Raw genomic sequence first — 14632 nt, 5'->3', positions numbered from 1 at the left:
AGCTTGATGCTCAAAGAATGTCTTACTGACCGTAACGTTCTTTTGTTCGGCTAACTTTGTCGGCTTCGCATCGCTTCCCCTCGCCGTACCTAAGTACTGTCTCGGGTTATCTTTGCTCGCCTTCGCGTTATCCTTCCAAAATAAGCGTTACTACCTTATTTCATATATATGAATTAACGTGTTAGTCACTCTTCAAGACTTAAAATCAAATATTTTTTTGATAGTGTCCTGTGAGTGCCCACACAGATTGTCTGATAAATTGTTAAAGAGCGTTGCGACTGAATCTTTCGATTTTTGAACCAGATTTCGTGAATCAGGTCGTTGTCGCAAGGTGTCGTATAATACGTTTTTTATTTAGAAAGTCAAGCGTTTATTTTCAACTTTTTCTTTCTCACCTCTGTTATCACTGGGTTATGAAGATTTCTTCTAACCGGTTTGTCGTGACAACGGATGCGCATTATAGGGAGTCGAAAAATTCTCGCAAGTGTTTTTTTGATTTATTTTACCAAGCGATGCTTTATTAAACAAAAAACATAAAATAACTACATTTTGTTGAAATTACGACCTACAAACTATCAAATTCAGTTGCGAATTCGGCTACCTTTTCCCAATTAGTATATTCAACTTCTGTTTTTGGGTCGGTTGGGCCATCTGTCATTTTCATAATTAGGCGGATCATCATTCTATCAAACCATGTATAACGAGGGTAAAACAGTGCTCCGGCAAAAACAGATTTCAATGTTGGCTTCCAAGGGCACGCTTCTAAAAACTTCCGCGTATATGCGTTAGTTTCTACTGTATTCTTACCTTCTTTTCTTGCCGTCAAATTTACAGCAAAAAAACCTGTTTTCATTGAGTTCAATTGATTTTGATGGGAGGTCACAAAACGTTGTAGTTTTTTATTGAAATGCCCATAACGAATGGATGCTCCTACCAATACTTTATCGTAACCTGATAAATTAAGCTGTTGGTCAGTATTTAAATCACGAATATCGCATTCACGACCTGAATTCCTCAGTTGTTCTGCTATTTTTAAAATAATTTTTTTAGTTTGCCCATCCGTACTGGAATGTAAAAGTAAATAGCTCATTATTGTTCCTAGATTATTATCATTTCTATATAGGTAATATTATTTATTAGTTGCGCTCGACTATTCACGCCAAAAAGTGGGAGTCAGTAACACTAATAAAGTGAAAACCTCTAAGCGCCCAAATAACATAGTCACCACTAGAATCCATTTCCCAGCTGGATTCATTGATGTGAAGTTATCTGCGACAGTCCCAAGACCTGGTCCCAAGTTATTGAGTGTGGTCGCTATTGCTGAGAACGCAGAAAACTCATCAACACCTGTTGCGATCAGCAATAATAAGCTAACAACAAAAACAAGTGCATAGGCAGAAAAGAACCCCCAAACGGCTTCAATTATTCTTTCTGGTAATGCTCTTTGCCCCAGTTTGATTGTGTAGACTGCATTAGGATGAACTAAGCGTTTTAACTCACGCGAACCTTGTAAGAAAAGTAACAAGATACGAATAACTTTTAACCCACCACCTGTCGAGCCTGCACACCCCCCAACAAATGCGGCACATAATAGAAGCATTGGTAAGAAAAGAGGCCATCCCGAAAAGCTATCCGTTGTAAAACCAGCCGTCGTTGCCATTGAAACAACTTGGAAGAAGGCTTGGTCAAGCGTTTGACCAAAACTACTATAAACAGAATGAAACATAAGCACTAAAGTACAAATGACCACTAAGACAAATTGGAAACTTATGAACATTCTAAATTCGGGATCGCGCCAATAAATTCCCAAACTACGTCCGGTTAATACAGCAAAGTGCAAACCGAAGTTACAACCAGAGATAATCAGGAAAATACCAATAATAGTGTTAATCGCAGGGCTGTTGAAATAACCAATACTGGCATCATGAGTTGAAAACCCACCGATAGCAATGGTTGAAAAGCTGTGAGAAATGGCATCAAAAACATCCATTCCGGCTATCCATAAAGCCACCGCACAAGCAATTGTGAGTAGTACATAGATAAGCCATAATGTTTTTGCCGTCTCTGCAATACGAGGGCGCATTTTATTGTCTTTCAAAGGACCCGGCATTTCTGCGCGGTATAGCTGCATTCCCCCAACGCCCAAAAGCGGTAAGATTGCAACAGCGAGTACAATTATCCCCATCCCCCCAAGCCATTGAAGCATTTGCCGATAAAACAAAATAGCTTTGGGCAAGGAATCAAGCCCTGTTAGCGTTGTCGCACCAGTTGTAGTCAAGCCTGAAAAAGATTCAAAAAAAGCATCAGTTACCGAAAGATTGGGCTTTTCCGAAAAAATAAACGGCAATGCCCCAACGCTTCCCAGCACAGTCCAAAATAAAACAACAATAAGAAAACCTTCTTTTGCTTTAAGTTCGTGCCGGCTATTACGGGTTGGTAGCCACAAAAAAAGGCCAATTAGCAAAGCAGTGACAAAAGTCTGGCTAAAAGCTCGCCCTGCACCATCACGATAAATTAGCGCAACAATACCAGGAATAACCATGGTAAAAGAAAAGATGATGACAAGCAGCCCGACTATACGGGTTATTGCACGAAAATGCATTCGGCAGGTTCCTTGATAAAACTGTTTACTATTCCGATTCTGGCGTGAGCGTTAAGGCTCCACGACTTACATCGCGTAATTTATCATTGACCTCCTGCTCAAGAGTAGCAGGAATTGCAATTTGTAAAGAGACAGTTTCATTATAATCACTGTGCAAAACCGTGCCATTCACTTGAACAAGCAGTTGTTCAATTGCATTAATCAATGAATAGTCACACTCTAAGTTAAAGATTTTTTGTGGTACTTTTGTCTTTGTGGGTAATATTTTTAATGCTTGCTGGGCACCATTTCCATAGGCTTTAACGAGCCCCCCCGTCCCTAGCTTTATTCCACCAAAATAACGCACGACGACACAGGTAACCTCCCCTAGGTTGCTACCTAATAGTTGCGCCATAATGGGCTTTCCTGCTGTTCCTGTCGGTTCCCCGTCATCAGAGAACCCTAACTTTTGTGAATCATCAGGCCGACCAGCAACAAATGCCCAGCAATGGTGCCGGGCATCTGGGTATTGAGTTTTAATTGATTGAATATAATCTTTTGCCGCTTCAATACCATCTGTATGAGCTAAATACGTAATAAATTGGCTTTTTTTGATCTCTTCTGTAAAAGAAATAGTTTCAGCCGGTATTAAATAAGGTTTCATTAACGTAAATGTAAGTCTCGAGTCATATTTTCAATACGATTTGCGTGGATCACAATATTATCTTCAATACGAATACCACCGTAAGGTTTGAAGAACTCGATTTTATCCCAATTAAAGTGCTGGCTAAACTCCCCATTTCTCCATTCAGATAATAGAGATTCAATGAAGTAGAGCCCAGGCTCAATAGTTAACACCATTTTAGGTTCTAAAACACGAGTACAACGCAAGAATGGATACATTTTAGGAGCTGCGAGATGAGTACCACTATCATCTTGCATAAAACCTGCAGCATCATGAACTTGTAACCCAAGTGGATGGCCTAAACCATGAGGTAAAAATGGCGTTGTTAAGCCACTTTCCACCATCGACTCTTCGCTAATACCTTTAACAATATCATTTTTAATCAGTATCTTAGCAATCCTATGATGCATATCCACGTGATAATCAGTATAGCGGACACCTGCCTTAATCGTATCAATTAAAGCAAGCTGCTCTGTGTTGACATCTGCAACCAATTCAGCAAATTCGTCTTTACCTTTCGCCGCATAAGTTCTCGTAATATCAGCAGCATAGCCATTATATTCAGCGCCTGCATCAATAAGAAAACTGCGTAATTCGTTCGGCACAGTTTGCTGTAGTTTCGTGTAATGTAATACCGCCGCATTTTCATTCAGCGCAACAATGTTACCATAAGGCACATTGGTATCTCGATGACCGGTAGATTGTAAGTAACTGACATTAATATCAAATTCGCTCATACCTGCACGGAACGCCTCCAGAGCCGCAATGTGCCCATTTACGGCCATTTTTTGAGCTTCACGCATGCAGTAAAGTTCATAATCTGTCTTATAAGAGCGATAATAATGATAGTAATCTAAAACCGATTTGGGATTAATATTATGCAGAGAAATCCCTAAAGACTCGGCTCTTTCTGCTGATGAGCCTATGTAAGCAACATTTTCTTTTGAAATATTAGCAAGAAACGTTTTGATGTCATCCGCATTTTTTAAATGGATTAATTCAATATCTTTAGTCCAAAAACTGTTCGGTAATGACTCAACACTATGCCAATAGTCAACAGGGGAATAAAACCATAGCTTAGGTTTATTTACGCCATCAACTAATAACCATGAATGTGGAACATCGGTGACAGGTACCCACGCTTTAAAATGAGGGTTAACTTTAAACGGATAGTCGCTATCATCAAGAAAGATGCGTAGCGGTTCACCTGAATGAATCAATATGGCATCTAATTCGCTGCGCTGTAAAACTTTCTGAGTTCTGTTTTGTAACATTTTAATGTGTTCAGCGTAGAGTGCAGTCAGTTTTTCCATTTCCTTCAACCTTTCAGCATTAATTAGAAAAATTAAGCTTATCACGTTCTGTTATTAACGGATATGCACTCTGTTGCAAACTCATAATAATCAATTGATATATAATGAATTTATCATCTAAAACATTAATTATTTCACTTAATTGCTGTGACCAATCTTCCATTTTTGTTATTAAAAGTTTGCAATTAATTAACATTCTAGTCACACTCAACCCATCTGGTCGTACCAGATAACATTACCACGTAGAGGAGAGCAGAATGCTTTATCAAAGTGACACTATTTATATTCAATGGTTGAAACAAGGGATTGCAGAACTGGTTTTTAATTCACCAGGGCCAATTAATAAATTGGATACCCACACCGTTGCTTCACTTGATGAAGCCGTGTCTGTTCTTGAGCAACAAACCGAGCTGCAAGGTGTAATTTTCCGTTCTGATAAACCCGCTTTTATTGTTGGCGCTGATATCAAAGAGTTTCTGTCACTCTTTGAAGCATCAAAAGAAACACTAAGTGATTGGTTACACTACGCTAACAGTATATTTAATCGTATTGAAGACCTGCCTGTTCCAACGATTTGCGCCATTAATGGCTATGCACTAGGTGGTGGTTGTGAATGTGTTTTATCCACTGATTTTCGTATCGCCTCCCCTGATGCTCGAATTGGGCTTCCTGAAACGAAACTTGGGATCATGCCTGGCTTTGGTGGGTCTGTTCGGCTACCTCGATTAATTGGTTTGGATAGCGCATTAGAAATTATTACTGCGGGTAAAGATATCGATGCCTCTCAAGCTTTAAAACTTGGCCTTATTGATGCCGTTGTTAATACAGAAGCTCTCGCACAATCAGCGCTACAACTCATTGAATCTGCAATCACCGGAGCCTTCAATTGGCAGCAAAAACGCCAACCTAAACTTAGCCCTCTGCAATTGAAACCTATTGAGCAAACGATGAGTTTCAATGTCGCTAAGGGAATGGTGTATAAGGTTGCAGGCAAACACTATCCAGCCCCTATGGCGGCTGTGAATACAATAGAAAAGGCAGCAAATTGTACCCGCGATGAGGCCCTGAAGCATGAAACAGCCGCATTTGTTCCTCTAGCGCATAGTGATGTTGCACATGCGTTAGTGAGTATTTTTCTAAATGACCAACAAGTTAAGTCAAATAGTAAAAAGATCGCACAACGTATTGAGATTCCAACACATGCCACCGTATTAGGCGCAGGAATTATGGGCGGAGGCATTGCTTATCAGTCTGCCAGCAAAGGCGTACCTGTTTTAATGAAAGATATTAATGTTAAGTCATTAGAATTAGGGATTGAAGAGGCACAAAAGCTATTAAATAACCAATTTGAGCGTGGAAAAATTACAGCTGTAAAAATGGCGGCGACCTTATCATCTATTCATCCTTCATTATCTTACAATGGCATAGAAGATAGCCAAATCGTCGTTGAAGCCGTTGTTGAGAACCCTAAAGTCAAAGCTGCTGTATTATCTGAAGTTGAGTCCTTAGTAACAAGTGAAACTATACTGGCTTCAAATACATCAACTATTCCAATTTCAACCCTCGCTAAATCACTAAAGCGCCCAGAAAATTTCTGCGGAATGCACTTTTTTAACCCTGTGCATCGAATGCCATTAGTCGAAATTATTCGCGGAGAACAAACTTCTGATAACACTGTTGCTAAGGTTGTTGCCTACGCCAATAAAATGGGGAAAACCCCTATTGTTGTCAATGACTGCCCTGGCTTCTTTGTTAACCGAGTACTTTTTCCTTACTTTGCTGGCTTTAACTTACTGTTACAAGATGGGGCTGACTTTAGAGAAATAGATAAAGTCATGGAAAAAGAGTTTGGCTGGCCAATGGGGCCTGCTTATCTTCTTGATGTGGTTGGTATTGATACTGCTTTTCATGCAGAACAAGTTATGGCTCAAGGTTTTCCTGAACGTATGGGAAAAAAAGGCAAAAATGCCATTGATGTGATGTATGAACAACAACGTTTTGGCCAAAAAAATGGCCAAGGGTTTTATCAATATGAAAAAGATAAAAAAGGGAAACCGAAAAAAGTTGATGACCCTAGGACTGATGAACTACTAGCTACTATTTGTCCAACAAAGCGCTCATTCACCAAAGAAGAAATTATTGCTCGAATGATGGCTCCCATGATTAACGAAGTGGTTCGTTGCTTAGAGGAAGGTATTATTCAAAGCCCTTCAGATGCAGATATTGCTTTGGTCTATGGTTTAGGTTTCCCGCCATTTAGAGGCGGAGTGTTCTGCTATTTAGATACCTTAGGTAGCCAGTCTTACTTGAAAACGACGGAATCTTTGCAGCACTTAAGCCCGCTATATCACGCACCTAGTGGCTTAAAAGAAAAAGCGGCTACCAATGCAAGATATTACCCACAGCCACCTGTCGTGGCGATTGATGTCAAAAAAGTTGCGAGAGGTTAATTTTATGGAAAATGTCGTCATTATTGATGGAATACGTACACCAATGGGCCGTTCAAAAGGTGGGGTATTTCGCCATGTTAGAGCTGAAGACCTTTCTGCACACCTCATGAATGCAATTTTTGAACGTAATCCAAACGCAAGTAAAAAAGAATTGGATGACATTATCTGGGGTTGTGTTCAGCAAACACTGGAGCAAGGGTTTAATATTGCTAAAAATGCAGCATTGCTCACGGATATTCCTCATACCGTTCCTGCAGTTACAGTAAACCGCCTTTGTGGTTCATCAATGCAAGCAATACACGATGCAAGCCGGTTAATTATGACTGGTGATGCTAAATCAGTACTCATTGGTGGAGTGGAGCATATGGGTCACGTACCAATGACTCATGGTATAGATTTCAACCCTAAGCTGACTTTGCACGTTGCTAAAGCCGCAGGCGCTATGGGTCTAACCGCTGAAATGCTTGCCAAAATGTATAAGATTAGCCGAGAAGAGCAAGATGCGTTTGCATTAAGGTCTCACCAACTTGCTGCCTTAGCGACGGAAAAAGGGAAATTCAATAACGAAATCGTCCCAATTAGTGGCCATGATGCCACTGGTAACCTCATTTCAGTCAATTATGATGAAGTGATTCGTTTTGATGCAAATCTCCAAGGTTTAGCCGCTCTTCGCCCCGCTTTCGACCCTGTTAGTGGAACGGTAACTGCAGGTAATTCATCAGCTCTTTCTGACGGTGCAGCTGCGATGTTACTGACCAGCGAAAGTTATGCCACTCAGCAAGGCATTAAGCCTCGAGCTAAAATACGTGCGATGGCTGTTGTTGGCTGCGACCCATCAATCATGGGGTTTGGGCCAGTGCCAGCAAGTGAACTGGCTTTGAAACGTGCAGGGCTAACTTTAAATGATATTGATATTATTGAATTAAATGAAGCTTTCGCCGCGCAATCTATCGCATGCCTAAAAGGCTTGAATCTATCAGAAAATCAATTAGATGATAAAGTAAACCTCTGCGGGGGAGCGATTGCGCTGGGGCATCCTTTGGGGTGTTCAGGGGCAAGGATTTCAACCGCATTGCTTAATCAATTAGAACAAAACGATAAACAATTTGGTTTAGCTACGATGTGCATCGGGTTCGGCCAAGGTATTGCTACAATTATTGAGCGTGTTTAACAGTTTATTTTTAGTTTTCGCAAACATTGTATTTGTCGATGTTCCCGCCTAGTCAGGGGCGGGTTTTTTTTACCCTTTTGCCTAAATAGCGACAATAGCGACAACAAGTATATTGAGACTATCGATAAGCTGCCAGTAAATACCCCTTATAGGTGCCTACAAAAGCCTGTGGCTAGGGCTAATGAGCGAAGCCATCACCCCTATAATTTGGACTCATGTGGTTTTCATGCAAAACCTACAACAAGTTTAACCCTCATAGTTCGGATTGTAGGTAGGCGGCAAGTGAATAAGACCCTAGGAGCATACACAAGTATGTGACTAGGGCGAATGAATGAAGCCAACCCCCTACAACTTGAACTAGCCTGTTTTCACGCAAAACCTACAACAAGTTTAACCCTCATAGTTCGGATTGTAGGTAGGCGGCAAGTGAATAAGACCCTAGGAGCATACACAAGTATGTGACTAGGGCGAATGAATGAAGCCAACCCCCTACAACTTGAACTAGCCTGTTTTCACGCAAAACCTACAACAAGTTTAACCCTCATAGTTCGGATTGTAGGTAGGCGGCAAGTGAATAAGATCCTAGGAGCATACACAAGTATGTGACTAGGGCGAATGAGCGAAGACAACACCCCTACAATTTGAACTTATGTGGTTTTCATGCAAAACCTTACAACAAGTTTAACCCTCATAGTTCGGATTGTAGGTAGGCGGCAAGTGAATAAGACCCTAGGAGCATACACAAGTATGTGACTAGGGCGAATGAGCGAAGACAACACCCCTACAATTTGAACTTATGTGGTTTTCATGCAAAACCTACAACAAGTTTAACCCTCATAGTTCGGATTGTAGGTAGGCGGCAAGTGAATAAGACCCTAGGAGCATACACAAGTATGTGACTAGGGCGAATGAGCGAAGACAACACCCCTACAATTTGAACTAGGACGGGTTAAATGAATTCGTAAGCATCACCAAATAACTGCTCCGATTTAGCTCCGCGTTCATTACAAAACCGTTCTCTGGCTATTTTGGCCATTTCAAAACGACCTGCAATATAGATATCATGGCTTGATAAGTCACCAAAATCCTCAAGCACTGCACTAAGAACCGTTCCTGTCCTTCCTCGCCATAGTTCATCTGGCTGTTCTACAACAGGGGTGATCTTTAAATTAGGATAACTTTCACTAAGCGCCTGTAGTTCACCAAGATCATATAAGTGCTCCAATTGACGACCGCCCCAATAGAAAGTTATGTCACGATTTGGGTTTTCAGCTAATGCCGCTAGCAATACAGAGTGGGTATAGGAAAAACCTGTTCCACCTGCAATTAAAATCATTGCGTTACTGCTATTTTCCCGAAACCAAGCTTTACCGTGAGGAATGTCAATATTTATACGTTTTTGATCCAAAATTCGATCCATTACAGCCATTGCGTATAAATTAATCTCAGAAGCACCAATATGTAATTCAATCGTTTCTTTATTATTTGGGGTAGAAGCCATTGAGAATGGTCGTTTGTCACGCTCATCCATCACGACCATCAAATATTGGCCTGCTTTAAAATGAAAAGGACCATCTGGCAACAAAATCACCCGATAAACCGTATCCGTGATAGATTCAACAGATGTTACTTTACAGCTTAAAGTTGCCATGGTTTCCCTCTTATTTTTTATCAAAAATATTTAATTGTTCCCAAATATCATCAATGCGAGATTTAACGCTCTCTGTCATTACGATAGGACGCCCCCACTCACGATCTGTCTCACCTGGCCATTTATTGGTAGCATCAAGCCCCATTTTTGAACCTAATCCTGAGACAGGAGAAGCGAAGTCGAGATAATCTATGGGTGTGTTTTCCATCATCACCGTGTCACGAGCTGGGTCCATTCGTGTGGTAATTGCCCAGATAACATCTTTCCAGTCTCGTGCATTAATATCATCATCACAAACAATAACAAATTTAGTGTACATGAATTGGCGCAGGTATGACCAGACCCCCATCATGACCCTTTTGGCATGTCCTGCATATTGTTTTTTCATTGTCACTACAGCAAGACGGTATGAACATCCTTCTGGTGGAAGATAAAAATCAACAATTTCAGGAAATTGCTTTTGAAGAATAGGGACAAGGACCTCGTTTAACGCTTCGCCTAATACTGCAGGCTCATCGGGTGGTCTTCCTGTATAAGTTGAGTGATAAATTGCATCGCGGCGTTGAGTCACATGAGTCACGGTAAATACAGGGAAAGTATCGATTTCATTATAGTAACCAGTATGGTCACCATAAGGGCCTTCAGGGGCCATTTCGCCCGGCTCAATATACCCTTCTAAAATAATTTCGGCGCCTGCGGGAACTTCGAGGTCATTCGATATGCATTTAACAACCTCAGTCTTATTACCGCGCAGTAACCCCGCAAAAGCATATTCTGATAATGTGTCCGGGACTGGTGTGACCGCGCCTAAAATGGTTGCGGGGTCTGCGCCAAGTGCGACAGCAACAGGAAATTTTTCGCCTGGATGAGCTTGGCACCATTCTTGAAAATCCAAAGCACCACCGCGATGGGATAGCCAACGCATAATGACTTTATTTTTTCCAAGAACTTGCTGACGATAAATACCTAAATTTTGCCTTTCTTTATGAGGACCTTTAGTGACTGTCAGCCCCCATGTAATTAAAGGCGCTGCATCTTCTGGCCAACAATGCATAACAGGGATCTTTGTCAGATCGACGTCTTCACCGGCCCAAATTTGTTCCTGACAGGCAGCCGAACTTAACCGTTTAGCTGGCATATTCAGAACTTGTTTAAATTTTGGAAGCTTATCAAAGAGGTCACGGAAACCTTTTGGAGGATCAGGTTCTTTTAGGAAGGCAAGTAATTTTCCTACATCATGTAAGGCTTTTATGTCCTCTTGCCCCATTCCCATTGCAACACGTTTAGTTGTGCCAAACAGGTTACATAAGACAGGCATGTTATAACCTTTGGGATTTTCAAATAATAGGGCCGGTCCCCCTGCTCTTAGTGTGCGATCTGCAATTTCAGTCATTTCCAAATAGGGGTCGACTTCCATTGTAATACGTTTTAACTCGCCTTGTTTTTCAAGTTGCGAGATGAAATCTCTAAGGTCACGGTATTTCATTATCTTCTTTTACTGTTACAGAGGGAGTCTCATTATAAGACGTCCGGCCAAGGTTACAAGTTACTGCCTAAAACACTTTAAAATCAATCTTTTTCTGGCTTAGTATACCATTTTACTGGCAATCAAAAGGCACTAATTTTTCTAATAGTACTGTATTAAATTGTTCTGAGAATGTTTTATTATGCTGAAATAGTTTAAAACCTTCATCTTTTCCGCTGAAATAGTGAAGCTCATTACCTTTAATTTGTAACCCACTTCCCTCCCTGAGTGCAACAACAACTTCATGAGGATTAATCACACAAAACTCTTGTAATCGCTCATCACGAGTTTCGCCCATATGGCCAGAAATATGGGCATCAATATAGTGGGGGTTAATTTGTAATGGAAATAACCCTAGAGAAGGCATAATAGCAGCATTGCTAACAGGCATATCATTCGTAGTACGAATACTTGGCGTCGCTACATTACATCCCGCGCTCCAGCCGATATAAGGTACACCACGCTCACGAACCGCACGTTGAATAGCAACGATCAGCCCATTTTCATGTAGGCATTTATTCAGCCACCAAGTATTACCGCCACTGACAAGAATACATTCAGCTTGCTCAATCGCTTCTACAGGGCTAGAAAAGTGCTCAATAGTCGTGACTTTTATTCCCAACGCTTCCGAAAGTTGTTCAGCTCTCTCATCATGTGAACCTCGAAGAACCGCATAAGGAACCAAAACTGCTGACTTTATGTTTTTACGAACAATCATTTCTTTGATTCGAGGTAAGGCGTAGCTAAGCCATACAGGGTTGCCTGGTAGCTTACCGTTACTCAACAAAAAGATATCCATTATGTCTCCTACTGATTTAGTTTTTGCACTACAGTTATCATAAGAATATATTGATTAATATAGACCTAAGTATATCAATAATATGGTGCCATTATTCATTAGTCACATTGTTATGTCGTAATTTGTTATCATAAACATAGTTTTGTCAGATGGAATTCAAAAAATGGAAAAATGGTATTTGCTTTATTGCAAACGAGGCCAAATTGAGCGTGCTCTGGAGCATTTAAACCGACAGAATGTTATTTGTATGACCCCCATGACCGAAATGGAAAAAGTGGTTAGAGGGAAAAGAATGACTGTGCAAGAAGCGCTGTTCCCAAATTACTTATTTGTGAAATTTGATCACAATGAAATTCATACAACAACAATCCAATCAACAAGAGGGGTAAGCCATTTTATTCGTTTTGGCCAATTGCCAGTAGAAGTCCCCGAAAAAATTATTGAGCTGTTACAACAAGCTCCCATTAGTCATACCGTTGCACCAGATATGCCAAAGCATGGTGATCAGGTTACCATTACGGAGGGTATTTTTGCGGGTGTACAAGCTATTTTTGATGAGCCTAATGGTGAGTATCGCTCTATTCTTTTACTGAATATTTTAAATAAAAGTGTACCTAAAGTGCTTGATAATACACAATTTAAAAAAAATACAGATTAAATATTTCAAGCGTTCAAGCAATAAAAAAGCCCTATCTAGAGGGCTTTTCATCATTTTACATTTCAAATAACCGCTATTTAGTGCAAATCAGGACTCTTCTTTTTCTTCTTCCTCTGCCCCTTCTTGCCGATTTCTGCCTTTACCAACATAGAAATTAGATAACAGGACACCAAGTTCAAAAAGCAAATACATTGGAACAGCAAGTAAAGTTTGAGAGAGTACATCCGGCGGTGTTAAAAACATCCCAACGATAAATGCCCCGACTAAAATATAAGGACGTTTACGTTTCAGTGATTCTGGTGTAGTCACGCCAGTCCAACACAGTAAAATAATTGCAATAGGTACTTCAAATGCGGCACCGAAAGCCATGAATAATGTCATGACAAAACTAAGGTATTTACTGATATCTGGAATAAAGTTGACGCTATCAGGGGTTGTTTTAACAAAGAAACCAAATGCGAGCGGAAAAACAACGAAGTAGGCAAATGCCATTCCCAAATAAAACAAGAAGCTACTTGAGACAAGCAAAGGCAACATGAGTTTGCGTTCATGCTTGTATAAGGCAGGCGCAATGAAAGCCCAAATTTGATAGAGAATAACGGGAATCGATACAAAAACCGATACCATCATTGTCAATTTAATTGGGGTAAAAAATGTTGACGCCACATCTGTCGCACTCATTTGCGAACCTACTGGCAGCTTATCAATCAAAGGGGCTGCTACCAGCCGATAGATATCATTTGAAAAATAAGCAAGGGCAGCAAAAACAATTAATACGGTAATTAAACAGTTTAGCAGCCGTTTACGAAGTTCAATGAGGTGGCTAATAAGTGGTTGTGTATCATTTACAGCCATGTGTTATTTTTCACTTTCAGTTTGATTAGAGTTTTTTACATTAGCTTCGAGTGATCCTACTGTTTTTACAGCTGTTGAATCTTCCGTTTTTTCATCCTCAACAACGGCAGCCATTTTAGCTGCATGTTCAGGGTTTGGATCAGACTCTTCAGGTTGCTGAGTATTATCTTTCGCTTCCTTTACAGCACTATCGTAACTGTCAGTGATCTCTTTTGCTTTATTTAACTCTGTTTCAATATCATTGGTTGTCTCTTGGTAGCCGCTTTTAAGCGATTGTGCAGCTGTACGCAATTCTTCCATGGACTGCTTAAGTTCAGGAGAAAGTGCTTCTAAATTAGCCTTTTCTTCAACCTTTTTCAGCGTGTCCTGTAGCTCCTGCAATTTTAACTCTTGCGTTAACTCATTTTGTACATTTGCAGCCATAGAACGCATCGCACGGATCCACCCAGCGACAGTCCTCACTGCCACTGGTAACCGCTCAGGGCCTAATACAACGAGACCAATAACTGCAATAAGCAACAGTTCACTAAAACCTATGTCAAACACGGTTTAACCCTGCTCTTTATTTTTGCTCTCAACTGGGCTTTCTTTCTTCTCAGCAGCCTGTTGTTCAGTAATATTTTTAGGTGCGAAGTCAGCATCTTGCTTTTCTTGTTCTGCTTTTGCTTTTTCGTCATCGTTCATTGCTTTTTTAAAGCCTTTGAGTGATTCACCCAAGTCTGAGCCTAAAGAACGCAATTTTTTGGTGCCGAAAATTAAAATAATAAGTAAAGCAATGATAATGAGCTGCCAAGGACTACCGAAAGCAGCCATTGCGAAAGTTGATTCCATTGTTAATACCTCTATATAGTTTTGGGATCAATGTTATGAGATCTATTATATACAACCAACACAAAATACGGAAATGTTCACAGCCTTATAAACTTGTCGCAAAACAAAGTTTA

13 protein-coding genes are annotated in these 14632 nt (G+C 40.5%); 3 read left to right on the top strand and 10 right to left on the bottom strand.

Going from position 1 to position 14632, the window contains the following annotated elements; all coding sequences use genetic code 11:
• Positions 1-565: 565 nt before the first annotated feature.
• From hemG to pepQ, 4 genes are read right to left on the bottom strand one after another with little or no spacing between them, the layout of a single operon-like run.
• Positions 566-1090: a menaquinone-dependent protoporphyrinogen IX dehydrogenase gene (gene hemG / locus M1F26_RS02675; RefSeq protein ID WP_004260786.1), complete on the bottom strand. Its 525-nt coding sequence runs from the start codon at positions 1088-1090 to the stop codon at positions 566-568.
• A 60-nt stretch (positions 1091-1150) separates the two neighbouring features.
• Positions 1151-2602, bottom strand: coding sequence for a Trk system potassium transporter TrkH (trkH, locus tag M1F26_RS02670; RefSeq protein ID WP_140172987.1), 1452 nt, complete (start codon positions 2600-2602; stop codon positions 1151-1153).
• A gap of 28 nt (positions 2603-2630) precedes the next feature.
• On the bottom strand, positions 2631-3245 hold the full coding sequence (locus M1F26_RS02665) for an IMPACT family protein (RefSeq protein WP_094961383.1): 615 nt from the start codon (positions 3243-3245) through the stop codon (positions 2631-2633).
• Positions 3245-4579 carry a Xaa-Pro dipeptidase gene (pepQ, locus tag M1F26_RS02660; protein ID WP_140172988.1) on the bottom strand — a complete coding sequence of 445 codons (1335 nt, stop codon included), beginning with the start codon at positions 4577-4579 and terminating at the stop codon, positions 3245-3247. The genes M1F26_RS02665 and pepQ overlap by 1 nt, the downstream gene beginning before the upstream one ends.
• A 257-nt stretch (positions 4580-4836) precedes the next feature.
• Here pepQ and fadB point away from each other — a divergent pair, with 257 nt between their 5' ends.
• Both fadB and fadA read left to right on the top strand, forming a co-directional pair.
• A complete protein-coding gene (gene fadB / locus M1F26_RS02655; RefSeq protein WP_140172989.1) occupies positions 4837-7029 on the top strand; it encodes a fatty acid oxidation complex subunit alpha FadB in 2193 nt (730 codons plus the stop codon).
• Positions 7030-7033: 4 nt separating this feature from the next.
• Complete coding sequence (fadA, locus tag M1F26_RS02650) at positions 7034-8200, top strand: acetyl-CoA C-acyltransferase FadA (RefSeq protein ID WP_140172990.1); 1167 nt, start codon at positions 7034-7036, stop codon at positions 8198-8200.
• A 949-nt stretch (positions 8201-9149) separates the two neighbouring features.
• Here fadA and fre read toward each other — a convergent pair.
• The 3 genes from fre to pepE form a co-directional block, all read right to left on the bottom strand.
• Positions 9150-9851, bottom strand: coding sequence for an NAD(P)H-flavin reductase (gene fre / locus M1F26_RS02645; RefSeq protein WP_140172658.1), 702 nt, complete (start codon positions 9849-9851; stop codon positions 9150-9152).
• A gap of 10 nt (positions 9852-9861) precedes the next feature.
• Positions 9862-11337, bottom strand: coding sequence for a 4-hydroxy-3-polyprenylbenzoate decarboxylase (gene ubiD, locus M1F26_RS02640; RefSeq protein WP_125892768.1), 1476 nt, complete (start codon positions 11335-11337; stop codon positions 9862-9864).
• A 112-nt stretch (positions 11338-11449) separates the two neighbouring features.
• Positions 11450-12175: a dipeptidase PepE gene (gene pepE / locus M1F26_RS02635; protein WP_125892770.1), complete on the bottom strand. Its 726-nt coding sequence runs from the start codon at positions 12173-12175 to the stop codon at positions 11450-11452.
• Positions 12176-12338: 163 nt separating this feature from the next.
• On the opposite strand from pepE, the gene rfaH reads away from it, so the two are divergent.
• Positions 12339-12833 (top strand): transcription/translation regulatory transformer protein RfaH, encoded by a 495-nt coding sequence (gene rfaH, locus M1F26_RS02630; protein ID WP_125892772.1) that lies wholly within the window; start codon positions 12339-12341, stop codon positions 12831-12833.
• A gap of 87 nt (positions 12834-12920) precedes the next feature.
• Here the strand turns inward: rfaH and tatC are convergent, their stop codons facing one another.
• The 3 genes from tatC to tatA are packed head-to-tail and all read right to left on the bottom strand — an operon-like array spanning position 12921 to position 14519.
• A complete protein-coding gene (tatC, locus tag M1F26_RS02625) occupies positions 12921-13688 on the bottom strand; it encodes a Sec-independent protein translocase subunit TatC (RefSeq protein ID WP_004260806.1) in 768 nt (255 codons plus the stop codon).
• 3 nt (positions 13689-13691) lie between these two features.
• The gene (tatB, locus tag M1F26_RS02620) at positions 13692-14234 is read right to left on the bottom strand and encodes a Sec-independent protein translocase protein TatB (protein ID WP_125892774.1); all 543 of its coding nucleotides are present in this window, start codon (positions 14232-14234) and stop codon (positions 13692-13694) included.
• Positions 14235-14237: 3 nt separating this feature from the next.
• Entirely contained in the window at positions 14238-14519 is a 282-nt protein-coding gene (gene tatA, locus M1F26_RS02615; RefSeq protein WP_125892776.1) for a twin-arginine translocase TatA/TatE family subunit, read from the bottom strand.
• Positions 14520-14632 lie beyond the last annotated feature (113 nt).

The organism is Providencia sp. PROV048, from assembly GCF_033688165.1.
Classification (GTDB): Bacteria; Pseudomonadota; Gammaproteobacteria; order Enterobacterales; family Enterobacteriaceae; genus Providencia; species Providencia hangzhouensis.
Note: the sequence above shows the minus strand (reverse complement) of the source record. Positions and strands in the feature narration are given on the sequence as shown.